The organism is Phenylobacterium sp. (assembly GCF_036264965.1).
Classification (GTDB): Bacteria; Pseudomonadota; Alphaproteobacteria; order Caulobacterales; family Caulobacteraceae; genus Phenylobacterium.
The window spans coordinates 16,567-38,989 of the sequence record NZ_DATAPY010000065.1 but is presented as its reverse complement, the minus strand read 5'-3'; the positions used below and the strand labels follow the sequence as shown (position 1 = coordinate 38,989).

Annotated in this window: 23 protein-coding genes and 1 pseudogene; 11 read left to right on the top strand and 13 right to left on the bottom strand. The window is 69.4% G+C overall.

Going from position 1 to position 22,423, the window contains the following annotated elements; translation table 11 throughout:
- The 3 genes from VHS75_RS09265 to VHS75_RS09255 form a co-directional block, all read left to right on the top strand.
- On the top strand, window positions 1–1,674 hold a 1,674-nt coding region (locus tag VHS75_RS09265), incomplete at its 5' end, for a hypothetical protein (RefSeq protein WP_329638326.1).
- Window positions 1,675–1,779: 105 nt separating this feature from the next.
- A complete protein-coding gene (locus tag VHS75_RS09260) occupies window positions 1,780–2,115 on the top strand; it encodes a hypothetical protein (RefSeq protein ID WP_329638325.1) in 336 nt (111 codons plus the stop codon).
- Window positions 2,112–2,318, top strand: coding sequence for a GDCCVxC domain-containing (seleno)protein (locus tag VHS75_RS09255; RefSeq protein ID WP_329638324.1), 207 nt, complete (start codon window positions 2,112–2,114; stop codon window positions 2,316–2,318). The genes VHS75_RS09260 and VHS75_RS09255 overlap by 4 nt, the downstream gene beginning before the upstream one ends.
- A gap of 16 nt (window positions 2,319–2,334) precedes the next feature.
- Here VHS75_RS09255 and VHS75_RS09250 read toward each other — a convergent pair whose 3' ends face one another.
- Complete coding sequence (locus VHS75_RS09250) at window positions 2,335–4,239, bottom strand: winged helix-turn-helix domain-containing protein (RefSeq protein WP_329638323.1); 1,905 nt, start codon at window positions 4,237–4,239, stop codon at window positions 2,335–2,337.
- Window positions 4,240–4,366: 127 nt separating this feature from the next.
- On the opposite strand from VHS75_RS09250, the gene VHS75_RS09245 reads away from it, so the two are divergent.
- The 6 genes from VHS75_RS09245 (at window position 4,367) to VHS75_RS09220 (ending at window position 9,841) form a co-directional block, all read left to right on the top strand.
- Window positions 4,367–4,702, top strand: coding sequence for a UrcA family protein (locus tag VHS75_RS09245; protein ID WP_329638322.1), 336 nt, complete (start codon window positions 4,367–4,369; stop codon window positions 4,700–4,702).
- A gap of 202 nt (window positions 4,703–4,904) precedes the next feature.
- Window positions 4,905–7,850, top strand: a complete 2,946-nt coding sequence (locus VHS75_RS09240; protein ID WP_329638321.1) for a TonB-dependent receptor plug domain-containing protein — start codon at window positions 4,905–4,907, stop codon at window positions 7,848–7,850.
- Between the two features lie 66 nt (window positions 7,851–7,916).
- On the top strand, window positions 7,917–8,246 hold the full coding sequence (locus VHS75_RS09235) for a metalloregulator ArsR/SmtB family transcription factor (RefSeq protein WP_329638320.1): 330 nt from the start codon (window positions 7,917–7,919) through the stop codon (window positions 8,244–8,246).
- Window positions 8,243–8,710, top strand: coding sequence for an SRPBCC domain-containing protein (locus tag VHS75_RS09230; RefSeq protein ID WP_329638319.1), 468 nt, complete (start codon window positions 8,243–8,245; stop codon window positions 8,708–8,710). Before VHS75_RS09235 ends, VHS75_RS09230 begins: the two co-directional genes overlap by 4 nt.
- A 64-nt stretch (window positions 8,711–8,774) precedes the next feature.
- Entirely contained in the window at window positions 8,775–9,545 is a 771-nt protein-coding gene (locus VHS75_RS09225) for a DUF899 domain-containing protein (protein WP_329638318.1), read from the top strand.
- 23 nt (window positions 9,546–9,568) lie between these two features.
- Window positions 9,569–9,841, top strand: coding sequence for a hypothetical protein (locus tag VHS75_RS09220; RefSeq protein ID WP_329638317.1), 273 nt, complete (start codon window positions 9,569–9,571; stop codon window positions 9,839–9,841).
- On the opposite strand, the gene VHS75_RS09215 is transcribed toward VHS75_RS09220, so the two are convergent.
- From VHS75_RS09215 to VHS75_RS09195, 5 genes are all read right to left on the bottom strand, one after another.
- Entirely contained in the window at window positions 9,838–12,015 is a 2,178-nt protein-coding gene (locus tag VHS75_RS09215; protein ID WP_329638316.1) for a hybrid sensor histidine kinase/response regulator, read from the bottom strand. The two genes, VHS75_RS09220 and VHS75_RS09215, sit on opposite strands and share 4 nt — an antisense overlap.
- Window positions 12,016–12,154: 139 nt before the next feature.
- Entirely contained in the window at window positions 12,155–12,877 is a 723-nt protein-coding gene (locus tag VHS75_RS09210; RefSeq protein WP_329638315.1) for an MIP/aquaporin family protein, read from the bottom strand.
- Window positions 12,870–13,412 (bottom strand): arsenate reductase ArsC, encoded by a 543-nt coding sequence (locus VHS75_RS09205; protein ID WP_329638314.1) that lies wholly within the window; start codon window positions 13,410–13,412, stop codon window positions 12,870–12,872. Before VHS75_RS09205 ends, VHS75_RS09210 begins: the two co-directional genes overlap by 8 nt.
- A gap of 12 nt (window positions 13,413–13,424) precedes the next feature.
- On the bottom strand, window positions 13,425–13,778 hold the full coding sequence (locus VHS75_RS09200; RefSeq protein ID WP_329638313.1) for a metalloregulator ArsR/SmtB family transcription factor: 354 nt from the start codon (window positions 13,776–13,778) through the stop codon (window positions 13,425–13,427).
- Between the two features lie 10 nt (window positions 13,779–13,788).
- Window positions 13,789–14,217, bottom strand: coding sequence for an ArsI/CadI family heavy metal resistance metalloenzyme (locus tag VHS75_RS09195; RefSeq protein ID WP_329638312.1), 429 nt, complete (start codon window positions 14,215–14,217; stop codon window positions 13,789–13,791).
- A 72-nt stretch (window positions 14,218–14,289) separates the two neighbouring features.
- On the opposite strand from VHS75_RS09195, the gene VHS75_RS09190 reads away from it, so the two are divergent.
- Window positions 14,290–14,808 carry an arsinothricin resistance N-acetyltransferase ArsN1 family A gene (locus tag VHS75_RS09190; protein ID WP_329638311.1) on the top strand — a complete coding sequence of 173 codons (519 nt, stop codon included), beginning with the start codon at window positions 14,290–14,292 and terminating at the stop codon, window positions 14,806–14,808.
- 13 nt (window positions 14,809–14,821) lie between these two features.
- On the opposite strand, the gene VHS75_RS09185 is transcribed toward VHS75_RS09190, so the two are convergent.
- Together VHS75_RS09185 and VHS75_RS09180 are read right to left on the bottom strand one after the other, a co-directional pair.
- The gene (locus tag VHS75_RS09185; protein WP_329638310.1) at window positions 14,822–15,733 is read right to left on the bottom strand and encodes an SDR family oxidoreductase; all 912 of its coding nucleotides are present in this window, start codon (window positions 15,731–15,733) and stop codon (window positions 14,822–14,824) included.
- Between the two features lie 26 nt (window positions 15,734–15,759).
- Complete coding sequence (locus VHS75_RS09180) at window positions 15,760–16,722, bottom strand: SDR family NAD(P)-dependent oxidoreductase (RefSeq protein WP_329638309.1); 963 nt, start codon at window positions 16,720–16,722, stop codon at window positions 15,760–15,762.
- Window positions 16,723–16,870: 148 nt separating this feature from the next.
- Here VHS75_RS09180 and VHS75_RS09175 point away from each other — a divergent pair, with 148 nt between their 5' ends.
- Window positions 16,871–17,437, top strand: a complete 567-nt coding sequence (locus tag VHS75_RS09175) for a TetR/AcrR family transcriptional regulator (RefSeq protein ID WP_329638308.1) — start codon at window positions 16,871–16,873, stop codon at window positions 17,435–17,437.
- Window positions 17,438–17,455: 18 nt separating this feature from the next.
- Here the strand turns inward: VHS75_RS09175 and gnd are convergent, their stop codons facing one another.
- The 5 genes and pseudogenes from gnd to VHS75_RS09150 form a co-directional block, all read right to left on the bottom strand.
- Window positions 17,456–18,439, bottom strand: coding sequence for a phosphogluconate dehydrogenase (NAD(+)-dependent, decarboxylating) (gnd, locus tag VHS75_RS09170; RefSeq protein WP_329638307.1), 984 nt, complete (start codon window positions 18,437–18,439; stop codon window positions 17,456–17,458).
- Between the two features lie 19 nt (window positions 18,440–18,458).
- Window positions 18,459–18,593, bottom strand: a pseudogene (locus VHS75_RS09165) (hypothetical protein); the annotation flags it as partial.
- A gap of 39 nt (window positions 18,594–18,632) precedes the next feature.
- Complete coding sequence (gene tal, locus VHS75_RS09160) at window positions 18,633–19,778, bottom strand: transaldolase (RefSeq protein ID WP_329638306.1); 1,146 nt, start codon at window positions 19,776–19,778, stop codon at window positions 18,633–18,635.
- A gap of 14 nt (window positions 19,779–19,792) precedes the next feature.
- The gene (gene tkt, locus VHS75_RS09155; RefSeq protein ID WP_329638305.1) at window positions 19,793–21,865 is read right to left on the bottom strand and encodes a transketolase; all 2,073 of its coding nucleotides are present in this window, start codon (window positions 21,863–21,865) and stop codon (window positions 19,793–19,795) included.
- 100 nt (window positions 21,866–21,965) lie between these two features.
- Window positions 21,966–22,379, bottom strand: coding sequence for a copper-binding protein (locus tag VHS75_RS09150; RefSeq protein ID WP_329638304.1), 414 nt, complete (start codon window positions 22,377–22,379; stop codon window positions 21,966–21,968).
- Between the last annotated feature and the right edge of the window lie 44 nt (window positions 22,380–22,423).

Genomic DNA, 22,423 nt, shown 5'->3' with positions numbered 1-22,423 from the left:
GCCGCCGAGGTGATCGTCATCGACCCGCGTAGCTGGACCATCGCCTACCGTGGGCCGGTGGCCAGTCCTACGGGAGAACCTTGGGCGAAGGCGGCTATCGACGCCTTGGTCGCCGGGGAGAAGGTCGCGCTGACCACCCGGGAGGCCCAGGGCGGCCCGATCGCCTTCCCGGAACGGGCCAAGGCCGCGACCTTCGCCCAGATCTCCTACGCCAAGACCATTGCCCCGATGATCGAGGCCAAGTGCTCCACCTGCCATGAGCCCGGCGGGATTGGGCCGATGCCGCTCACCAGCTATGAGCAGGTGAAGGGCTTCTCGCCGATGATCCGCGAGGTGATCCGCACCCACCGCATGCCCCCCTTCGAGCCCGACGAGACGGTGGGCCAGTGGAAGGACGACGGGCGCCTGACGCCCGACCAGATGAAGACCCTGGTCCACTGGATCGACGCCGGCGCGCCGCGTGGCGAGGGCGAGGACCCGCTGAAGAAGATCAAATTCCAGGCCCCCGAATGGCCGTTCGGCAAGCCCGACAAGATCGTCGAGATCCCCACCGTGCAGATCCCGGCCAGCGGCGTCCTCGACTACCAGTACCCGTCGGTGAAGAACGTCATGACCGAGGGCCGCTGGCTGAAGGCCTCGGCTTTCGAGATCAATGACCGCCAGGCCGTGCACCACATCCTGTCGGGGGTCGCGCCCAGCGACATGCCGGCGGGCGCGACGGTCGCCAGCTCCCCGTTCACGACCCTGCTGCAGGGCTATGTGCCGGGTGTCGGCTACCAGAAGATGGCGCAGGACTCAGGCCTGTGGATTCCGCCCGGCAGCGGATTGGCCTTCCAGGCCCACTACACCACCTACGGCAAGGCGACGGTCGAGAACACCAGGCTCGGGCTCTACTTCTATCCGAAGGGCGAGGAGCCGAAATATCCGCGGCGGACCTTCGGCATCTTCGACTTCTCCATCGAGATTCCCGCGGGCGAGCGCGAGCACAAGGAAGTCGCCTACATCGAGTTCCCGAAGGACGCGGTGGTCTACGCCTTCACCCCGCACTCCCATAAGCGCGGCGTCGCCGCCAACGTCTCGATCCGCTATCCGGACGGCCGGGAAGAGCTGCTGCTCGCCATGCCGCGCTACGACTTCAACTGGCAGTGGGACTATACGCTGGCCAAGCCGCTCAACGTGCCGGCCGGCTCGAAGATCATCACCCATTGGGTCTACGACAACTCCAGCCGCAACCCGGGCAATCCCGACCCGGCCAAGACGGTCTACTGGGGCGAGCAGTCCTTCGAAGAGATGCTGGCGGTCTACATCCACTACCACTGGGCCGGCGAGACCGCGAGCCATCCCCGGGACGACTACGACAAGCTGATGCAGGCCAACCTCATGCTGGACGTCATGGACGACAACATGGACGGCAAGCTCTCGCTCGCCGAGCTGAAGGGCGGCCCGCAGAGCCCCGGGACGATGCTCAAGAAGTTCTTCCCGCTGATCGACACCAACCACGACGGCTTCATCGACGCCCAGGAACTGGCGGCGGCCATGAAGCTGCTGCCCAAGCGCGGCGGGGGCAGGGCGGCGGCGGCAGGGCAGGCGCCAAGCGCTTCGCCGACGCCGGCCGCGTCGCCGGCGGTGGTGTCAGACGCGGCGAAGGCGGCGCCGGCCGGCGGCGGCCGCTGACCGGACATTCGGTCGGCCTGACGACGCCTGGGGCAAGGTCGGCTTTCGACCCGTCGCGAGCTCAAAGCCCTTGAGGACGGGCGGGCCGCGTGCGAGCTACGGCGCATGAAACGCGTCGAGCTTGCGAACGCCGCAGGGGCATCGGCCGCGCTCGCCGCGCTGATCGCCTCGTCCTGCTGTGCGCTGCCCATGGCGCTGGTGTTTGCCGGGGTAAGCACCGGCGTCGTGGGGCTGCTCGCGCCCCTGCACGCCGTTCGCCCCCTGATCCTGATCGTCGCGGGCGCGTCGCTGCTTGCGGGCTGGATCGTCGCGGCGCGGCGTGGCTCAAAGGGCAGCTACGCGCTGCTGTCCCTCGGCACGGCGCTGCTGGTCACCTCCTTCTTCTGGCAGACCTGGGACCCCTTCCTGCAGCATCTGGTGATGCGGAGCGCGGCCCCTTGATTTTGACGAGCACCCTCGTCTGTCCGCAGTGCGGTCACCGCGAGCGCGAGGCCATGCCGACGGACGCCTGCCAGTACTTCTACGACTGCAAAGGGTGCGCCGCGGTGCTCAAGCCCAAGGCCGGCGACTGCTGCGTCTACTGCTCGTACGGCGATACGCCGTGCCCGCCGATGCAACAGGACGGCGAGGGCTGTTGCGCCTGACGAACTGGGCGCCGACCTAGGCCGCCGCGGCGGCCTTGCGGCAGTCGTAGGGCAGGTCCGGCTCGGCGCAGAAGTCGGGCCAATGGCCGGATTTCAGCCAGTAGTCCGTCAGGCCGACGCTCTTGGCGAAGGGCCAGAAGCGGGGATCGCGGCGAAAGGCCTTCATCTCCGGATAAAAGAGAAACAGCGTCCCGCCGGGCATCGTCGGCCTGAGCTCGGCGTATGCGCCGTCGATGTCGCCCTCGCGCGCCAATGCCCGCACGCGCCAATTGGCCGTCTTCCCCCGGCAGATTTCAGGCAAGCCGCGGACGTGCTTCGCCTTGCGGGCGTCGAGTTCCTGGAGGTAGGTGACGTCGCAGCCGGCGTTCTCCTGCGGCCCGTCAGCCGGAACCAGGCCCCTGATCTTCGCCAGCGCGGCCTTTGGATCTTCCCACCAGAACACAATCGTCTGGCGCATCGATCGCTGCGACGTGCGGCTGGACGCCTCGACCTGCTTCACCGCCCTCTCCGCGCCGCCCAGGTCGCCTTTGGCGGCCAGCAACAACGCGAAGGTGGAATCCTGTCCGCCCCTGGTGTCCCTGGCCGCATCCGACGCGCGGATGAACTCGATCGCCGCATCGTTCCGTCCCGTCTCCCGAAGCAGCTGGGCGTATCCCTTCCGCAGAGACGAAAAATCGTGGTCGAGGGCCAACCCTTTGAGAAGGTACTGTTCTTCAAGAAGGCGGTCCTTCTTGAGTTGACCGCCACCCCCTACGTTGATCACGAGGCCGCTATAGGCTCGCGGGGTGTGGGGATCCAACTTCAGCGCCTGCTCGGCGGCGGCTTTCGACTCGGCGTGCAGGGCGGCGGCCTCAGCTGGGGATTGTTCCGTGGCCCAGGCGACCTGGGCTGCCGCCATGGCATGCAAGGCGTGGGCGTTGGCGAATTGGGGCGCGGCCACCACCAGCCGGCGGGTCAAGGCGAGTCGGTGCTCCGCCCCGCCGTTGCCTTCCGTCGATGCGCAGGTGTTCAGATAGAGTCCGAAGGCTTCGGTGGAGATCGGGGTACGGGCGGCGCGACGATCCCAGATTGCGCAAGCCAGTATCGCGGCGATTTGGTTGGCGATGTCGCCGGGCGACTCCTGCAGTTCGCGGGCTGTGCGCACGAAACGATAGGTCCAGAGGACCAGCCCGGTCTTGCGGTCGAGGATTTGGGCGTTGATCACATAGTTGGCGTTCTCCCGCTGGACGGCTCCGGCGACGCGCAGTTCGGCGGCGCTTTCGGCCGCGTCGCGAGGCGCCGGCCGTTCGGCGACGGCGAAGCCTCCATCGGCGAGGGCGCGTACGATGGTTTCCGGGATGTCGGCCGCGACCTTCTGCAGCTCCGGATCGGAGGGGGCGGCCTCGAAGGCCATGACGTCGACACGGCCATTCTGGCCGGGCGGGCGGGAGGGGCTCTGCGGCCAGAACCGCCAGGCCAGCCCACCGGCGATGGCGAGGAGGGCAAGCGCCAGGCCGGCGGCGATCAGGACGCGGCGTCGGCGGCTCGGGTCACGCGGCGGCGCGGTCCCTGACGCCGGCGACCGCGCGGCGGCGTCGGCGGCGATCAGCCGGAAGCCGACCTTGGGCACGGTCTCCAGGGTGAAGGGCTCCGGCTTCAGGCTGCGGCCCAGGGCGCGGACCTGGGCCAGGACCCGGTTGACGGCGTCGTCGCTGACGATGCGCCCGCCCCAGCAGGCGTCGATCAGCTGGTCGCGGGTGACCGTGCGTCCGGCGTTGCGCGCCAGCAGGATAAGCACCTGCATCACCCGCGGTTCGACGTGCTCCGCCGCTTCCCCGGACCGCACCAGACATGCCGATGGAACCACCACCATCGCGCCCAGCGAGAAGTCGGGCTCGTGGGCGAGGTCGACGCCGGCGGTGGTCTCTGGCGCGTTGGTCATCGGGAAAAAACCCAGATTTCCTCTGAAGAAGGTCTGGAAATCCTCCAGCGGGGAACGCCCGAACCCGGTCTCCTGAACTCATCGAAGCGGCGCCCGTCGCTCGAGGGAACCTTCAGGAGAAGACATTATGAACACGGTTATCGCAATCGCCGCCACAACCTTGGCGATCCTGGCCGCCGGCCAAGCCTCCGCCCAGACCGACGCCCCTATGAAGGCTTCAGTCAGCTATGCGGATCTCGATCTCTCCCGGCCCACCGGCCGCGAGGCGCTCGAGCGCCGCATCGACCAGGCGGTCAGCAAGGTCTGCGCCGACGAGCCGAGCGTGCTCGAGCTCAAGCAGACGAGCCTCTACCGCAAGTGCCGCGAGGAGGCCTGGGTCGGCGCCAAGCAGCAACTCGCCGCGGTCTACAGCGGCGCCCGTTTCGCCCAGGCGGCGATCACGGTTGGTCCCGGAAAGCACTGACCCCAAACCAGAGCTTTGCAACGGACCCGCGGGAGGCGTCTTCGGACGCCTCCCGTTGTCGTTGCGGGCCCCTCGCTGGTCCTCACCGTCTGTGCGCGTAAGATGCGGGTCCGCGCGCCACCAGAACGGCGGCGAAAGATTTCGAGAGCACCGGCGGGTCGGGGGGTGAGTCTTGAAAGTCCGAAGCCCGAGAGAGCGGCTGTTGGCCTCTTCGATGGTCTATGGCGCGGCCGTCCTGGGGCTGTCCGCCACGCGCAGCTTCGCCGCCGCCGCGGACGCCAATGCTGACGTCGCCGAAATCGTGGTCACCGGTAGCCGGGTCCCGTCGCCGAAGCTGACCGGCATCGCGCCGGTCACCACGGTTGACAGCGCCGACATCAGGGCGCAGGGCGTCACGCGGATCGAAGACATCACCAACGCCTTGCCGCAGGTCTTCGCCGGCCAGGGCTCCTCGATCTCGAACGGCGCCACGGGGCTCGCCACCGTCGACCTGCGCGGCCTCGGCCCATCCCGCACCCTGGTGCTGATCGACGGTCGCCGCGCCCAGCCGTCGCCGGCCGACCTGAGCTTCATCCCGGCCGCCCTGGTCGAACGCATCGACGTGCTGAGCGGCGGGGCCTCGGCCACCTACGGCGCCGACGCTGTGGCCGGCGTCGTCAACTTCATCATGTTGAAGAACTTCGAAGGGGTGCGGATCGACGCGCAGTACTCAGGCTATCAGCACGACAACCACGACGGCGACATCCAAGGCGTCGTCAGGGCGGCCGCGGCGAGCGCGACCCTGCCGTCGCAGTACAGCCTGCCTGCGGGCAACGTCTACGGGGGCGAAGGCTCCGCCGTCAGCCTGGTGCTCGGCGCCAATGCGCCGGACGGCAGGGGCAACGTCACCGCCTACGCCACCTACCGTCAGAACAACCCGATCCTCGAAGCCGACCGCGACTTCAGCGCCTGCTCGCTCAACTCCGGCGCCAGCTTCGCAGCGGCCGGCTGCGGCGGCTCCGGCACGGCCTATCCGGCCCGCATCGGCGCCTTCACGGTCGACCCGACCACCTTCAACACCTTCCGCGCCCGCACCGGCGCCGACGTGTTCAACTTCGCGCCGCAAAACTATTTCGTGCGGCCGGACGAGCGCTATTCGCTCGGCGCCTTTGCGCACTACGAGATCGCCCCCTGGGCCGAGGCCTACATGGACAGCATGTTCATGGCCGACAGCTCGACGGCCCAGATCGCCGCGGGCGGCATCTTCGCCGGCCTGTTCTCGATCAACTGCGCCAACCCGCTGCTGAGCGCCCAGGAGCGCCATCTGCTGACCGCCTCGCCAGCGACCGGCGGCGGCGCCTGCGACGTCAACACCGGCGGCACGTTCAGCGGCGCCGTCGCGCGCCGCCTGCTCGACAGCGAAGGGGGCGCGCGCCAGTCCCAGCTCCGCCACAACGAGTACCGCGTCGTGATCGGCCTCAAGGGCGACCTGGGCAAGGCCTGGCATTACGACGGCTATCTGCAGTTGGGCTCGCTGCAGTCGAACGGCCGTCAGACCGGCAACTTCGACACCACCCGGATCAACCAGGCCCTGAACGCCGTCACCAACGCCGCCGGCCAGGTGGTCTGCAACCCGGCCGGCAATCCCGACCCGGGCTGCGCGCCGCTCAACATCTTCACCGCGCCGTCCATCTCACCGGCGGCGATCAAGTTCCTGTCGGCCGACACCTTCACCGGCGCCAATGTCACGGAGCGGGTTGCGAGCCTGGCCTTCACCGGCCAACTGGGCGACTACGGCGTCAGGAGTCCGCTGGCGTCGGCCGGCGTCGGGGTGGCCCTGGGCGCGGAATATCGCCGCGAACACGTGGACACCTTCGCCGATTTCCTGCTGACCGGCAGCGGCGGGGCTGCGCCGGTCAACGGCAGTTTCGACGTCTACGAGCTGTTCGGGGAGGTCCGCGTACCACTGATCAGCGACATGCCCTTCGCCAGGGAGGTGTCCCTGGAGCTCGGCTACCGCTTCTCCGACTACTCCTCCATCGGCGACACCAACACCTACAAGGCAGCCGGCGAGTGGGAGATCGTCGAAGGGCTGCGGCTGCGGGGCGGCTACAACCGCGCCGTCCGTGCGCCCAGCATCAACGAGCTGTTTTCGCCGCAAAACGTCCAGAGCGACGGCACTGTCGACCCGTGCGCCGGCCTGACGGCGGCCAGCCCGCTGGTGGGCGCCTGCGCCAGCATCTTCCACCTGACCACGGCCCAGGTGCTGGCCATCGAGAAGAACCCGTCCAACCAGTACAACGGCCTGACCGGCGGCAACCCGAACCTGGCCCCGGAAACCAGCGACACCTACACCGGCGGCCTTGTCTGGCAGCCTGGCTTCGTTCCCGGCCTCAAGATGTCGGCCGACTACTTCGACATCCGGGTCGACCAGTTCATCGCCGGGCTCGGCGCGAACCTGATCCTCAGCCAGTGCGTGGCCACGGCGAACCCCTTCTTCTGCAACCTGGTGCACCGCGACGCCAGCGGCTCGCTGTGGCTGAGCGACCAGGGCTATGTGCAGGACACGACGCTCAACACCGGCTCGCTGAAGACCACCGGCGTCGACGTGAACGTCGCCTACCGCACGGACCTGGCGGCGATCGGCCTCGGCGACAACGGCGGCGTGTCGTTCAGCCTGGTCGGGACCTGGCTCGACAGCCTTGTCACCCAGCCGCTGCCGGGCGGCCCGTCCTTCGACTGCAAGGGCCTGTACGGCGTCAGCTGCGGCACGCCGAGGCCGGAGTGGCGCCACAAGCTGCGCGTCACCTGGAACACGCCCTACGCCTACGGCGACTGGGTGAAGAGCCTGAGTTTCTCGGCGCAATGGCGCTACTTCAGCCAGGTCACGCTGGACGCCTACGACCGGAATCCGCAGCTCAACAACCCGGGCCTGCAGTTCGCCGATGACCGGACGCTAGCCGCCCAGAGCTACCTCGACCTGTCGGCGAATTTCACGGTCCACGGCCATCTGAACGTCCGGATCGGCGTGAACAACCTGTTCGACCGGGATCCGCCGCTGGCCAGCAGCACCGTGGCTCCGGCGCCGCTGGGCAACGGGAACACCTTCCCCCAGGTCTATGACGCGCTCGGCCGCTTCCTGTTCGTGGGGCTGACCGCCGACTTCTGAGTCCCGCCAGTGTCGCGTGGATAAATTAGTGTTGCCTAATGAATTAGCTAATGCTAATGGGTTGGCATGATCGAAGCCGCCCCCATCACCGCCGTCATGCGCACGCTGGCCGATCCCACGCGGCGGGCTGTGTTCGAGCGGATCGTGGGCTGTGACGAGATCACCGTGGTCGAGCTGACGCGGGGGAGCGGGGTGACCCAGGGCGCCATCTCCCAGCACCTGAAGTCCTTGAAGCAGGCTGGCCTGGTGGCCGAACGCGCCTCGGGCCGAAACGTCTATTACCGCGCCGAGCCCGAGGGTCTCGCGCCGCTGGTCGACTGGATGAGCCACTACGCGGTGTTCTGGCGCGACCGGTTCGCCGACCTCAGAACCCTGTTGAAGGAGATCGATCCATGAACGACGTCGCAACCATGGCCGGCAGCCAGCAGATCCTCGTCGACGAGGTGTTCCCCCACACGCTGGACGTGGTGTGGAAGACCCTGACCACGCCGGAACTGATGGCCCGCTGGCTGCATATGGAGCCCGTCGGCTTTTCGCCCACGGTGGGGACGCGCTTCACCTACCAGACCACGCCGGCCGGGCCATGGGACGGGGTCATCCACTGCCAGGTGCTGGACGCGACGCCGAACCAGCGCCTGGCCTATTCCTGGAAGGGCGGACATGAGGACAACGTCGGCTACGGCTCGCGGCTGGACACGGTGGTGACCTTCGTCCTCTCCGCGGCGGAGACCGGCACCCGCGTCCGACTTTCCCACGCCGGCTTCGTGCTGCCGCGGAACGAGACCGCCTTCGAGAACATGAGCAAGGGCTGGACGAAGGTTGTCGCGAGTATCGGGGCGCTGGCCGCCGAACAGGGCTGACGCTGCCGAGGCTTCGACCGGCCGCCCGGCCGCAACACACATCCCATCTCTGAGGAGATCGACTATGCAGACTTCATCCGAGACCGCGGAACGCCCCGCCATGACCATGCCGCCGATCGTGTCGGCCGAGGCCTGGGAGGCCGCGCGCCAGCAGCTACTGGTGAAGGAAAAGGCCCTGACCCGCGCCCGCGACACGATGGCGGCCGAGCGGCGGCGAATGCCGTGGATGGCCGTGGACAAGGCCTACGCGTTCGAGGGGCCCGAGGCCCGGGTCAGCCTGGAGGGCCTGTTCGCCGGCCGCCGCCAGCTGATCGTCTACCGCGCCTTCTTCGAGCCCGGGGTGTTCGGCTGGCCTGACCACGCCTGCCGCGGCTGCTCGATGGTGGCCGACCAGGTGGCTCACCTGGCGCATCTGAACGCCCGCGACACCACGCTGGTGTTCGCCTCCCGTGCGCCGCAGGCGGACATCGCGCGGCTGAAGGCGCGGATGGGCTGGGACATCCCCTGGTACACCGTGACGGACAGCTTCGACGCCGACTTCGGCGTGGACGAGTGGCACGGCACGAACGTGTTCTTCCGTGACGGCGACCAGGTGTTCCGCACCTATTTCATCAAGTCGCGCGGCGACGAGGCGATGGGCGGCACCTGGAGCTATCTCGACGCGACGCCGCTGGGACGCCAGGAGACCTGGGAGGACTCGCCCGCGGGCTATCCCCAGACGGCGCCCTACAAGTGGTGGAACTGGCACGACGACTACGCCCCCGACGCCGCGCCCGATCAGCGCTGGGTCGAGGTGGACGTCGGCGAGGCGGCGATCCGGGCCGGCAAGGCCTAGGCGCCCCGGGCGGGAGCTTGGAGATGAGCGGCGATCAGCCGGAGGGTGGCCGGCGCGGCCTCGGCGTGGCGGATTGGCTGGGTCTCGCCGCCGCCCCGACCCTCGCGATCATGGCGCTGTTGACGGCGGGGTTCGGCGGAGCGCCGCCGCCGATGATCTGCGCGGCCGCGCCGTCACCGCTGGGCGGCATGGCGGCGATGTATCTCTTGATGAGCGCTTTCCATTCGCCGGCCTGGCTGAAGCTGCTGTCCCGCCGCGGGCCCGGACGCTGGAAGCCGGCGCCGGGAGCCCGCTAGCCACCCGAATGCGGCTGGATTTCCAGGGCCGGTGACGGCGCCGTCTGCCAGGCGGCCGCCATGTCCAGGACTTCGCCTATGCCGGCGATCAGGGCGGCGGCGGTGACCGGCTTGGCGACATGCAGGTCGGCGCCGGCGGCCAGGGCGTCGAGGCGATGCTGCGACATGGCGTTGGCGCTCAACATGACGATCGGGGTGCGCGTCTGGCCGGCGCGGCGCGCCTCGTCGCCGCGAATGGCGCGGGTAGCGGCGAGGCCGTCCATCACCGGCATCTGCATGTCCATCAGCACCAGGTCGAACGCCCCGGTCCGCATGGCTTCGACCGCCAGGGCGCCGTTCTCCACGATGGCGATTTCCGCGCCGTAGGGCGCGAGGATCAGCTGGACGACCTTCTGATTGGTGGGGTGGTCCTCGGCCAGCAGGATCCGCAAGGGCTCGGCGCGGTCGGACAGGGCCTGGCCGCCCGCCGCCGCCTCGCGCCCGGCGCCGGCCGAGCCGGCGTCATAGGCCTCCAGGGAGCCGTGGCGCGCGAGCGGGATCGCGGCGCGGAACAGGCTGCCCCGCCCGGGCGCCGATTGTGCGGTGATCTCGCCGCCCATCATCTCCACCAGGGACCTGCAGATCGACAGGCCGAGACCTGACCCGCCGAAGCGGCGGGTGATCGTGGTGTCGGCCTGGCTGAACCGCTGGAAGAGGCCCGCGCCGGTCTCGGCGTCGAACCCGAGCCCGGTGTCGGCGACCTCGAAGGTCATATGGCACGGCTGGCCGGGCAGGTCGGGCTCCGCCACATCGACCGCCAGGCGCACCTCGCCTGCGGCGGTGAACTTCACGGCGTTGGAGAGCAGGTTGCCCAGCACCTGCTTGATGCGGGTGCTGTCGCCGTGGAATTCCCCGCGCGCGCCCTCGCCGTAGCTGACCTTGAAGGCCAGATTCTTTTCCTGGGCGCGTAGCTGGTGCAGGTCGACCAGGCTGCCGAGTTCGCCGCGCAGGTCGAACACCCGCTGCTCGATCTCCAGCCGCCCCGCCTCGATCTTCGAGAGATCGAGGATGTCGGACACCAGCCGCTCCAGGGTCGCGCCCGAGGTGTCGATGAGGGCCACCATCTCGCGCTGGGCGGGCGTCAGGTCGGTCTGGCTGAGCGCGCCGACCACCCCGATCACCCCGTTCAGGGGCGTGCGGATCTCATGGCTCATATTGGCCAGGAAGTCGGTCTTGGCCTGGTTGGCCGCCTCGGCCGCCTGCTTGGCGGCGCTCATCTCGGCCTCGAGGGCCAGCCGCTCGGTGACGTCGCGGGCGACGCCGAACACCATATCGCCGACCCGCCGGGCCCGCCATTCCAGGTGCCGGTAGTCGCCGTCCCGATGCCGGTAGCGATTGACGAAGCCCATGACCTCGGTCTCGACGACCAGGCGCTGCATGTGCCCCTGCGAGGTGGCGACGTCGTCGGGGTGGATCAGCGGCAGCATCGGCGCGCCTTCCAGCTCGGCGACCGAATAGCCGAGGGCTTTTTCCCAGGCCCGGTTCACCTTGAAGAACCGCAGGTCCATGTCGCGGATGCAGAGCATGTCCAGCGAGACCTCGAAGAAGGTCGTCAGGTCGCGGGCGGTCTCCTTCTCGATCTGGGCCGCCCGCAGCGCGCGGGCCTCGCTGCGCGCCAGCTCGGCCTGCTCACGCTGACGCAGGATGGCGACGGCCGTCAGTTCGGCCGCGGATTCGATGAAGGCGATGTCCGCGGCCACCGGAGCGCGGACCCGGCGGTGGTAGATGGCGAAGGTGCCGAGGACTTCGCCGCCGGCGCCGCGGATTGGCTGGGACCAACAGGCGCGCAAACCCGCCGCGGCGGCGAGGTCCTTGAAGTCCACCCACAGGGGATCGGTCCGGATGTCCTCGACGATTACGCGCTGATTGCGGAAGGCGGCCGTGCCGCAGGAGCCGACGCCCGACCCGATCGCCACGCCTTCGATCGCCGAATTGTAGTCGTCGGGCAGGCTGGGCGCGGCGCCGAGGGTCAGGTGTTCTCCGGCCTCGTCCAGCAACAGGATGCTGCACAGAGCGCCGCGGGCCTCGGCCTCCACCGAGAGCGCGATGGCGTCCAGCACCACGGCCAGCTGATTGCCGGCGGCCATCAGCGCCATGGTGCGGCGGAACGCCGAATGCGTGGCCGTGCGGCTCATGGGCGCTGGCAGCTCCAGATCGACATGCTGGCTGGCAGCTAGTCAGAGCAAGCTGGCGACTGTGTTAACGCCGCGCCGGATTTTCGCGTCAAATGGCCGCGCCGGCGATCCCTGCGACCCGCGGCGCTGAGGGGCTCATCTAGGACTTTGCGGGCCGCCCCGCGGGGACGAGCAGCCACCCGAAGACGGCGACCGCGGTTATCGCGCCGAGCAACTGCGCGACGATGAACGCCGGCGCCGAGGCGGGCGCGATGCCGGCGAAGGTGTCAGAGAGGCTGCGGGCCAGGGTGACGGCCGGGTTGGCGAACGAGGTCGAGGCCGTGAACCAGTAGGCGGCGGTGATATAGAGGCCGACGGCTACCTGCGTGAAGTCCGGGCGGAAGCGCAGGGCGCCGAGGATGGTCGCCAGGAGGCCGAAGGTCGCAATGAATTCCGACCAGGCCTGCGCCGGGCCGTCGCGCAGCTTGGTCGAGACCTGCAGGATGGGCTCGGCGAACATGGCGTGGGCGGCGAAGACGCCCAGGATGGCGCCCACGAGCTGGACCGCGACATAGGCCAGCGCCAGGCGGGCGGGCAGCTCGCGGCGGACCGCGAAGGCCAGCGTCACGGCGGGATTGAAGTGCGCGCCTGAGATCGGGCCGAAGATGGTGATCAGGACCACCAGCCCCGCGCCGGTGGAGAGCGTGTTGCCGAGCAGGGCGATGGCCTGGTTCCCGCCCGCCAGGCGCTCGCCCATGATCCCGGAGCCGATGACGATCGCCAGGAGGAGGGCGGTTCCCAGGCCTTCGGCCGTGAGCCGGCGGCCGAGGCTGAACGGCTCCAGCGGCGGCTCAAGGCTGGCGTCCTGCGCGGGCTCAGCCATCCGTGCGGGCGGGGGTGTCGCGGGTCTGACCGATGCCGTCCAGACGCTTCTGCAGGGACAGCTTGCTGAGCGACTGGAAGGGCAGGTTGATGAACAGGTCGATGCGGTTGGCGAGCATCCGGTAGGCGTCGGCGAAGGCCAGGGCCTTGGCGGTGTCGGAGCCGCCGACCGCCGCTGGGTCAGGCAGGCCCCAGTGGGCGCTCATCGGCTGTCCCGGCCAGATCGGGCAGACCTCATTGGCGGCGTTGTCACAGACGGTGAACACGAAATCGAGCTCCGGCGCGTCCGGATTGCCGGCCCGTGAGAATTCCTCCCACGACTTCGAGCGCGCTGTATCGATGGGGTGATGCATGCGGGTCAGCAGGTCGAGGGCGAACGGATTGACCTTGCCGGTCGGCATGGAGCCGGCGGAGTAGGCCTTGAACCGACCCCGTCCCATCCGGTTCATGATCGCCTCAGCGAGGATGGAGCGCGCCGAGTTGCCGGTGCAGAGGAAGAGGACGTTGAATTCCTTGTCAGGCGCGGGGTCCGACATCGGCAGGTCTCCTCAACAGGCTTGGGTCTGGGGTTCGCAGCGGCGCCCGGCGATCTCGACGAGTGGGGCGCAGATCTCCGGCTTGCCGCCGCAGCAGTCCTCCATGAGGAAGGCCAGCAGGCCCTGCATTTGGCCGTAGGCGGCGCTGTAGATGATCGAACGCCCCTCGCGGCGCGAGGCCGTCAACCCGGCGGCGCTGAGGATGCCCAGGTTGCTGGAGAGCGTATTGGGCAGCACGCCGGTGGTGCGGGCGATCTCGCCGGCGGCGAGGCCGCCAGGGCCCGCACGGACCAGCAGGCGGAAGATGGCGAGCCGTCCCTCGTGGGCGAGGGCGGAGAGGGCGAGGACGGCGGAGGTGGTTTCCATGTCGGCGCCCCTAGGCCGCCGGGGCGCAGCAGGCGGACCTGGTCTCGGCCAACGCCTCGGCGTCCTCGCCGTACTGGGTGGCCTCGCCGAAGGTGAAGAAGGTCTCCCAGCGCAGCCCCGCCGGATCATTGACCCAGCTCTTGTCGGACGTGGCGTAGCAGCAGGTGGTCGCCTCCTGATCGAAGGTGACGGCGCCGGCGGCCTTGAGCCGGCCGGACAGCTCGCCGAGCTCGGCTGGGGTCTCCACCTGGATGCCGACGTGGTCGACGCCGTGGGCCGCGCCGCGCTGCGAAATCGCGAAGTTCACCCGAGGGTCCTCAAGCATCCACTTGGCGTAGTCGTCCTTCACCACCGTGGGTGGCGCGCCGAACAGCGTCTCGTAGAACTGGATGGACGGGCCAAGCTCGGGCACGCTCACGTGCAGATGCAGGCGCTTCACGTCGGGACCTCCGGATGTTGCGCTTATTCGATACTTCTGGAATCATCGAAGAGTCAAGCGAGGAGAGCGACCTTGGAGGCGACCGCCGCAGACACCCTCAAGGTAAGGCCGGCCGAGCGAGCGGACGCTCCGGCGATCACCGAGATCTACAATCAGGGGATCGAGGACCGCGTCGCGACCTTCGAGACCGAGCCCAGGACGCCGGCCGATATCGCGCCGTGGTTCGATCACGCCCAGGGTTTCGTCGCCGTGGTCGCGCCGTCCGGCGAGGTCGTAGGCTATGCAGTCGCCCATCCCTACGCCGACCGCTGCTGCTACAAAGGGATCGGCGAGTTCTCGGTCTATGTCCGCCGTTCGCACCGCGGCCAGGGCGTCGGGGCGATCGCCATGGCCGCGCTGATCGAGGCGGCCCGCGACAAGGGCCTCTGGAAGCTGCTGTCGCGGGTCTTCCCGGAGAACCGCGCCAGTCTCAGTCTCATGGCGCGCATGGGCTTCAGGGACATCGGGACGCACGAGAAGCATGGGAAGCTCGACGGGGTCTGGCGCGACTGCGTGATCGTCGAGCGCATCATTCCGGAAAACGTCGACTAGGCCGCGGTTTGCATCAGGCCAAGTAGCCGGCGTCGCGCATGTCGGCGAGCAGGCCCGGATGCTCCGGGCGCCAGCCGAGGGCGTCGCGGGTGGCCAGGCTGGAGGTCGGGTTGTCCATGGCGCTGAAAGCGCCCAGGAAGCCGAAGTGATCGGGCGCCTCCTCCGGCGTGATGCTGCGAACGGGCACGCCGAGGCCTTCGCCAATCGTCTCGGCGATGGCGCGGATGGGGATGCCTTCCTCGGCGGCGCCGTGCAGGCGCGCGCCGGGCGCGGCGTTCTCCACCGCTAGGCGGAAGAGGCGCGCAGCGTCCAGTCGATGCACCGCCGGCCAGCGGTTGGCGCCGTCGCCGACATACGCCGCCACACCCTTCTCACGTGCCGCGGCGATCATCATGGGCACGAAGCCCTTGTCGCCGGCGCCGTGGACGGTGGGCGACAGGCGCACGACGCTGCCGCGCACACCACGCTGCGAGGCGCCGAGCAACAGGGTCTCCGCCGCGGCGCGCCCGGCGTTGGGATTCATGGCGGTGTCCGCTTCCGTCCCCGGGAGGGCGTAGGCGGCGCCGGAGGGCCCAGGCCTGGCCACCATCAAGGTCCCCGAGGCGATGACCAGGGGCTTGTCCGAGCCCTCCAGGGCTCCGGCCATGGCCTCGACCGCACGGCGGTCGGTCTCGATGTTGGCCATGAACTGCGAGAAGTCATGGATGAAGGCGAGGTGGATCACCCCGTCGCAGGCCTTGGCGCCTGCGACGAGGCTGTCGGGGTCGGTGAGGTCGCCGCGATGGACGTCGACGCCCACCTTCGCCAGGGCCTCGGCGTTGGCGTCGTTGCGGGCGAGGCCTAGCACCTGATGGCCGGCGGCGAGCAGGTCCTGGACGGTCGCCGAGCCGATGAAGCCGGCGGCTCCGGTCACGAATACGCGCATGTCGGTCTCCTGAGGTTCGCTTGGATTCAGAACCGTTCGCCGACCATCTCTTCGCTCTTGGCCCAGAGCGCCTTGGCGTGCTCAGGGTCGAGGGCGTAGGCGCGCACGCCGCCGCGGATGTCGCCGCCTTCGACGCGTTCGGCGACGTGGCAGTCCTCGCAATAGAGGCCGCCAACTTCATCGACCGGAGCGACGACGCCGGCCCAGACGCTGGTGGCGGCGCCCTGCGGGATGGTCTTCCACTCGAAGGCCGGCGCGCCAGCAGCTTCGTTGGCCTTGGCGATGTTGGCGAGCAGGCCCTCCATGACCTCCGGCGTCATATAGCGGCCGAGCTCGGTCTGGATGCCGCCCGGATGGACGGCGGTGGCGCGGACCCCTTGCGCCTTGTGGCGGCGGTCGAACTCGACGGCGAACAGGATGTTGGCGGTCTTGGAGCGGCCGTAGGCGACGAACTCGGCGTAGGGGGTGTGCTCGAAGTTCGGGTCTTCCAGGTCGACGTCGGAGAACCGGTGGCCGGCGGAAGAGAGGTTCACCAGGCGCGAGCCGGGCTTCATCAGGCCGGCGATGCGGTTGACGAACACGAAGTGGCCAAGATGGTTGGTGCCGAACTGGGTCTCAAAGCCGTCGGCGGTCTTGCCAAAGGGCGTGGCCATGACGCCGGCGTTGGCGATTACCAGGTCGAAGGGCCGGCCGTCGGCCAGCAGGGCGTCGGCGCAGGCGCGGACGCTGGCCAGGTTGGCGAGGTCGAGTTCGACGAGTTCGAGACCGCCGCCGTTGGCGGCCTGGGCGCGGACCTCGGCGGTCGCGGTCTCGGCCTTCTTCAGGTCGCGGGCGGCGCCGACCACCTGGGCGCCGTGGGCGGCCAGCGTTCGGGCGGTCTCGACGCCCAGGCCGGCGGAGGCGCCGGTGACGAGGATGCGCTTGCCGCTGAGGTCGACGCCTTCGAGGACCTCGTCGGTGGTGGAGGTGGCGCCAAAGGGTCCGGTCATGGGAGGTCTCCTGTCGGGGCGGACATGGGTCGGCCAGCGGGCGCTCTGGGTGGCCTGGCGGTTGTGCGGACCGCGGAAGCGCCTATAAGCGGAGGATGGCTCCGCATATATACGGAGGATGCCTCCGTTTAACAAGAGGGCGTGTGCGATGAGCGCCGAGGGATCGGCGCGCAAGCCTCGCGCCGACGGCCTGCGCAACCGCGAACGGCTGATCGACGTGGCCAAGGCCGCGTTCGCCGAGGCGGGTCCCGACGTCAGCCTGGAAGAGATCGCCCGCCGCGCTGAGGTGGGGATCGGCACGCTCTACCCGCACTTCCCGACCCGCGACGCCATCGTCGAGGCGGTCTATCGGCGTGAGGTGCAGCAATTGTCCGACGCCGCGCAGCGCTTGCTGGCGGCCCGCCCGCCCCTGGAGGCGCTGCGCGAGTGGCTGAAGCTGATGGTCGACTACATGGCGACCAAGAAGGTGATCGCGCCCGCGCTGAGGACGATGGCGGAGGGCTCGGCGATCTACGAATCCTCGGGCGTGCTGCTGCGGGCGGCGGTGACGCGGCTGGTGGAGGCGGCGATCGCGGCCGGCGAGATCCGCAGCGACGTCGAGGTGGCCGACGTGCTGCACGCCATGACCGGCTTCGCCTTCGGCGCCGCCGGCCCGGGCTGGGAGGCGCGGACCCTGCGCCTGATCGATATCCTGATGGACGGGCTGGCGCGGTAGAAGGCCGAGCGCCAAGGCTCACCCCTTCGTTGGCGGCTCGACGTGGCCGCCGAAGCCGAAGCGCATGGCCGACAGCAGCTTCTCGCCGAAGGTGTGGGTCTCCCGGCTGCGGAACCGCGCGAACAGCGCCGCGGTGAGGACATTGACGGGGACGGCCTCCTCGATGGCCGCGTCGATCGCCCACCGACCTTCGCCGCTGTCGTCGACCGCGCCGGTGTAGCCGGCCAGCCGCTCGTCGCCAGCCAGCGCCTGGGCGGTGAGGTCGAGCAGCCAGGAGGAAATGACGCTGCCGCGGCGCCAGACCTCGGCGATGTCGGTGAGGTTGAGGTCGTAGCGCTCGTTTTCCGGCAGGGTGGCGAGGTCCCGCTTGCGCAGGATGTCGAAGCCTTCCGCATAGGCCTGCATCAGGCCGTACTCGATGCCGTTGTGGACCATCTTGACGAAGTGGCCGGCGCCGACCGGCCCGGCGTGGATATAGCCCTCGACCGCGCGGGGGTCGGCGTCATCGGCGCGCTTGGTCAGCGGGATGTCGCCGGCGCCGGGGGCCAGGGTCTTGAAGATCGGGTCCAGGCGATCGACGACCGCGGCCTCGCCGCCGATCATCATGCAGTAGCCGCGCGTGAGGCCCCAGACGCCGCCGGAGGTGCCGACGTCGACGTAGGCGATTCCCTTGGGCTTCAGCGCCTCGGCGCGGCGGATGTCGTCGCGGTAGAAGGCGTTGCCGCCGTCGATGATCGTGTCGCCGGGCTCCAGGATTTTGGCCAGCTCGGCGATGGTGTCGTCGGTGGGCGCCCCGGCCGGCAGCATGATCCAGACGGTGCGCGGCGTCTGCAGTGTCTTGGCCAGGTCCTTGAGGCCGCTGACCGTCGCGGCGCCGTACCGGGTCACATCCTCGACGGCCTTCACGTCACGGTCGTAGACGACGCATTTGTGCCCGCCCTGCATCAGCCGCCGCGCGATATTCCCGCCCATGCGGCCGAGGCCCACGATGCAAATCTGCATTCCGATCTCCTGGTTGAGCTCAATTATCATTTAGAAAAATCAGCAGCTTAAGACTCCAGTCATCCCGGACGGCCTGAAAGGCCGAGCCGGGACCCAGGAGCGACCGCGCCGCAGAACCCCCTGGGTCCCGGCTCTCCGCTGCGCTGCGGCCGGGACGACGGATTTGGGGGATTCGAAGAGTTGGGTTTTCAACCTAAGCCGCTGTCTTGTCGCCGAGACGGCGGCGCTTGTCGTCCACCGCCTTCAGCAGGTCGTCGAAGGCCTTGGCGAACAGGCGCACGCCGTCGTCGACCAGGGCGGCGGTGACGCCGTCGAGATCGAGGCCCAGGGCGTCGGCTTCTTTCAACGTGGCTTCGGCGGCGGCGGGGTCCTGGGTCAGGGTCGGCGCCACCTTGCCGTGGTCGCGGAAGGCGTCGAGCGTCTTGGGCGGCATGGTGTTGACGGTGTCCGGGCCGATCAGGGTCTCGATGTAGAGGACGTCGGAGTAGGCCGGGTCCTTGGTCCCGGTCGAGGCCCAGAGCAGGCGCTGGGGCGCGGCGCCGGCGACGGCAAGGGTCTTCCAGCGGGGCGTGGCGAGCGTCTGCAGGTAGCGCTGGTAGGCAACCTTGGCGTTGGCGATGGCCACCCGGCCGCGGACGGCCTTCAGGCGCGCCGCCGTGGCGTCGTCGGCGGTCTTCAGTTTCTCGTCGATCTTCTTGTCGATGGCGGTGTCGATGCGGCTGACGAAGAAGCTGGCCACGCCATGGACCTTGGCGACGTTGCCGCCGGCCGCCTTGAAGTCTTCCAGCCCGGCGGTGTGAGCCTCCGCCACGTCGAGATAGGCCTGCAGGGCGAAGAGCAGGGTGACGTTGACGTTGATGCCTTCGCCGATGAGCTGGCGGATCGCCGGCGTCCCCGCCTTCGTGCCCGGCACCTTGATCATCAGGTTTGGCCGGTCGACGGCGGCCCAGAGGCGCCGGGCCTCTTCCACCGTGCCCTGGGTGTCGTTGGCGAGGTCGGGGGAGACCTCCAGGCTGGCGTATCCGTCGCGGCCTTTGAGCCGGTCCCAGGTGGGGCGGAACTGGTCGCAGGCGCCCTGGATGTCGGCGATGGCGATGGCCTCGTAGAGGTCCTTGGTCTGCGTCTTGCCGCCGCTGGCGAGCTTGGCGATGCGCGCGTCGTAGGACGCGCCGTCGCCGATGGCCTTCTCGAAGATCGAAGGGTTGGAGGTGAGGCCGGTGAGGCCGTCGTCGGCGATCAGGCGCTGCAGCTCCCCGGTTTTCAGGATGTCCTGGTGCAGGTAGTCGAGCCAGATGGCCTGGCCGGCGGCGGTCAGGGTCTTCAGCGGATTGTCGGTCATGGATGGGACCTTTCTCAGGCGGACTTGAGCTGGCGGTGGGCGGCGGCGGCGACCCGGCCGGGCGTGAAGCCGAAGCGCTTCATCAGCTCGCCGCCGGGCGCCGAGGCGCCGAAGCCGTGCATGGCCAGAATCTCGCCGGTGAGGCCGGCGTAGCGGTCCCAGCCGAGCGGCGAAGCGGCCTCGACGGCGACACGGGCGGTGATCTGCGGCGGCAGCACCTCGCGGCGGTAGGCGCTCGGCTGGGCCTCGAAGAGGTCGAAGCTTGGCATGGAAACCAGGCGCACGCGAACCCCCTCGGCCTGCAGCATCTCGGCGGCGGCGACGCAAAGGCCGACCTCGGCGCCGGAGGCCATCAGGATCACCTGTGGCGCGCCGCCGGGGCTGTCGGCCAGGACGTAGGCGCCTTTGGCCACGCCGCCGGCGGATGCATAGGCCGTCCGATCCAGGGTCGGCATGGCCTGGCGCGAGAGGACCAGGCAGGCAGGCTGGGCGGTCTGGGCGAGGATGATGCGCCAGGCCTCGGCGGTCTCGTTGGCGTCGCCGGGCCGCAGGGTGATCAGGCCGGGGATGGCCCGCAGCGCCGCCAGCTGTTCGATCGGCTGGTGGGTCGGGCCGTCCTGGCCGAGGCCGATGGAGTCATGGCTGAAGACGAAGATCGAGGGCGCCTTCATCAGGGCGGCCAGCCGGGTCGGCGGGCGCATGTAGTCGCTGAAGATCAGGAAGGTGCCGGTGTAGGGGCGAAGGCCGCTGACCGCCATGCCGTTGGCGATGGCGCCCATGACGTGCTCGCGCACCCCGAAGTGCAGGTTCCGGCCGGCGTGATCGTCTGCCGAGAAGGTCCCGGCATCGTCGAAGTCCAGGTGTGTCTTGGTGGAGGGCGACAGGTCCGCCGAGCCGCCGATCAGCCAGGGCAGGCGTGCGGCGAGCGCGTTGAGCGTCTTGCCGGAGGCCTCGCGGGTGGCGATGCCTTTCGCGTCGGCGGGGAAGACCGGCAGGTCCTGGTCCCAGCCAGTGGGCGCCTCGCCGGCCAGGAGGGCGTCGAGCTCGGCGGCGAGTTCGGGGAAGGCTTGGCGGTGGGCTTCGCGGGCCCGCGCCCAGTCGGCGCTGAGCTTCGCGCCCCGCGCGCCGATCGTTTCGTCGAAGCGTTCCCGCACCCCATCGGGGACCAGGAACTGGGCGTCCTCCGGCCAGCCGTAGGCCCTTTTCGCCGCCTTGACCTCCTCTGGGCCCAAGGGATCGCTGTGGGCCTTGGCCGTGCCGGCCACGTGCGGGGCGCCGTAGCCGATGACGCTGCGCACCAGGATCAGCGTCGGCCGCTTGGTCTCGGCCTGGGCGGCGGCCAGCGCGCGCTCCAGGGCCTCCCGATCGTTGGCGTCGGCGACGTGGGCGGTGGCCCAGCCGTAGCCCTCGAAGCGTTTGGCGACGTCCTCGCTGAAGGTCAGGTCGGTTCCCCCCTCAATGCTGATGCTGTTGTCGTCGTAGATCCAGCAGAGGTTGGAGAGCTTCAGGTGGCCGGCCAGGGAGGCGGCCTCGCCGGAAATCCCCTCCATCAGGTCGCCGTCGCTGCAGATGGCATAGACGCGATGGCCGAACAGGCTGTGGCCCGGGCGATTGAACCGCGCGGCCATCCAGAGGCCGGCAATGGCCATGCCGACGCTGTTGCCGATCCCCTGGCCCAGCGGCCCGGTGGTGGTTTCGACGCCCACGGTGTGGCCGCGTTCCGGGTGGCCGGGGCAGAGGCTGTCCAGCTCGCGGAAGGCCTTGATGTCGTCGAGGCTCACGGCGGGACGTCCATTGGCATCAACCCCGGCGAGGTGCAGCAGGGCGTAGAGCAGCATCGAGGCGTGGCCGTTGGAGAGCACGAAGCGGTCGCGGTCCGGCCAGTCGGGCGTCTGGGGGTCGTATCGCAGGACCCGGGTCCACAGCTCGTAGCCGACGGGCGCGAGGCCCATGGGCGCCCCGGCATGGCCGGACTGGGCCTTTTCGACGGCGTCGATGGCCAGGGTGCGGATGGTGTCGATGGCGACACGGTCGATGGTCGCGGCGGACGCGGGGGCCTTCGCCTTGGGGGAAGTCTGCAAATCCATGGTCAGGCGCTTTCGGCTGGCGCGGGGCATGAGCCAGGGTTGCGTGGCCACGACGCCCTCGGTGCTGTGCAGCGAACGGTCGCCGGCGCGAGGGGTTCCGCTACGGCGGCGGCTCGAAGGGCGCGAGCGCCGAGATCTGGCCGCTGTCGAGGTTGAAGCGGACCTTCTGGCCGATCGTGGCGGCGGTGAGCATGGCGGTCTTGGCGACCGGGAAGGGCTGGGTCCCGGCGGGCCAGTTGATGGCCTCGACCGGCTCGTAGGCGATGGTGATCCGCCCGGTCGGCACGTCGATGGCCTTCACCACGCCCACAAACTGAAGCTGGTTGACCGGGGTCGCGGCCTTGGCCGGCGGGGCGTTTGACGAGGCCGGCTTCGAGCCGCCGGAGCCGCCGCCCTTTCCGCCGCCGCCACCGCCGCCTCCGCGATGGCCGCCGCCACCGCCGCCGCCGATCTGGGCGTGGGCCACGCCGGCGGCCATGAGAACGACGAGGATCGGGGCGAGGCGTTTGAACATGAATCGATCCTTAGCCTGGAATTGCGCCCGAATGATCGCGGACC

Bases quoted from the DNA above. Each gene is read 5' to 3' on its own strand.
- VHS75_RS09245 (WP_329638322.1), top strand. From the start codon at position 4,367: ATGAACACGGTTATCGCAATCGCCGCCACAACCTTGGCGATCCTGGCC.
- gnd (WP_329638307.1), bottom strand. From the start codon at position 18,439: ATGCAGATTTGCATCGTGGGCCTCGGCCGCATGGGCGGGAATATCGCG.
- tal (WP_329638306.1), bottom strand. From the start codon at position 19,778: ATGACCGACAATCCGCTGAAGACCCTGACCGCCGCCGGCCAGGCCATC.
- VHS75_RS09205 (WP_329638314.1), bottom strand. From the start codon at position 13,412: ATGTCGGACCCCGCGCCTGACAAGGAATTCAACGTCCTCTTCCTCTGC.
- VHS75_RS09230 (WP_329638319.1), top strand. From the start codon at position 8,243: ATGAACGACGTCGCAACCATGGCCGGCAGCCAGCAGATCCTCGTCGAC.
- VHS75_RS09220 (WP_329638317.1), top strand. From the start codon at position 9,569: ATGAGCGGCGATCAGCCGGAGGGTGGCCGGCGCGGCCTCGGCGTGGCG.
- VHS75_RS09215 (WP_329638316.1), bottom strand. From the start codon at position 12,015: ATGAGCCGCACGGCCACGCATTCGGCGTTCCGCCGCACCATGGCGCTG.
- VHS75_RS09250 (WP_329638323.1), bottom strand. From the start codon at position 4,239: ATGACCAACGCGCCAGAGACCACCGCCGGCGTCGACCTCGCCCACGAG.
- VHS75_RS09185 (WP_329638310.1), bottom strand. From the start codon at position 15,733: ATGCGCGTATTCGTGACCGGAGCCGCCGGCTTCATCGGCTCGGCGACC.
- VHS75_RS09175 (WP_329638308.1), top strand. From the start codon at position 16,871: ATGAGCGCCGAGGGATCGGCGCGCAAGCCTCGCGCCGACGGCCTGCGC.
- VHS75_RS09210 (WP_329638315.1), bottom strand. From the start codon at position 12,877: ATGGCTGAGCCCGCGCAGGACGCCAGCCTTGAGCCGCCGCTGGAGCCG.
- VHS75_RS09235 (WP_329638320.1), top strand. From the start codon at position 7,917: ATGATCGAAGCCGCCCCCATCACCGCCGTCATGCGCACGCTGGCCGAT.
- tkt (WP_329638305.1), bottom strand. From the start codon at position 21,865: ATGGATTTGCAGACTTCCCCCAAGGCGAAGGCCCCCGCGTCCGCCGCG.
- VHS75_RS09260 (WP_329638325.1), top strand. From the start codon at position 1,780: ATGAAACGCGTCGAGCTTGCGAACGCCGCAGGGGCATCGGCCGCGCTC.
- VHS75_RS09180 (WP_329638309.1), bottom strand. From the start codon at position 16,722: ATGACCGGACCCTTTGGCGCCACCTCCACCACCGACGAGGTCCTCGAA.
- VHS75_RS09200 (WP_329638313.1), bottom strand. From the start codon at position 13,778: ATGGAAACCACCTCCGCCGTCCTCGCCCTCTCCGCCCTCGCCCACGAG.
- VHS75_RS09150 (WP_329638304.1), bottom strand. From the start codon at position 22,379: ATGTTCAAACGCCTCGCCCCGATCCTCGTCGTTCTCATGGCCGCCGGC.
- VHS75_RS09225 (WP_329638318.1), top strand. From the start codon at position 8,775: ATGCAGACTTCATCCGAGACCGCGGAACGCCCCGCCATGACCATGCCG.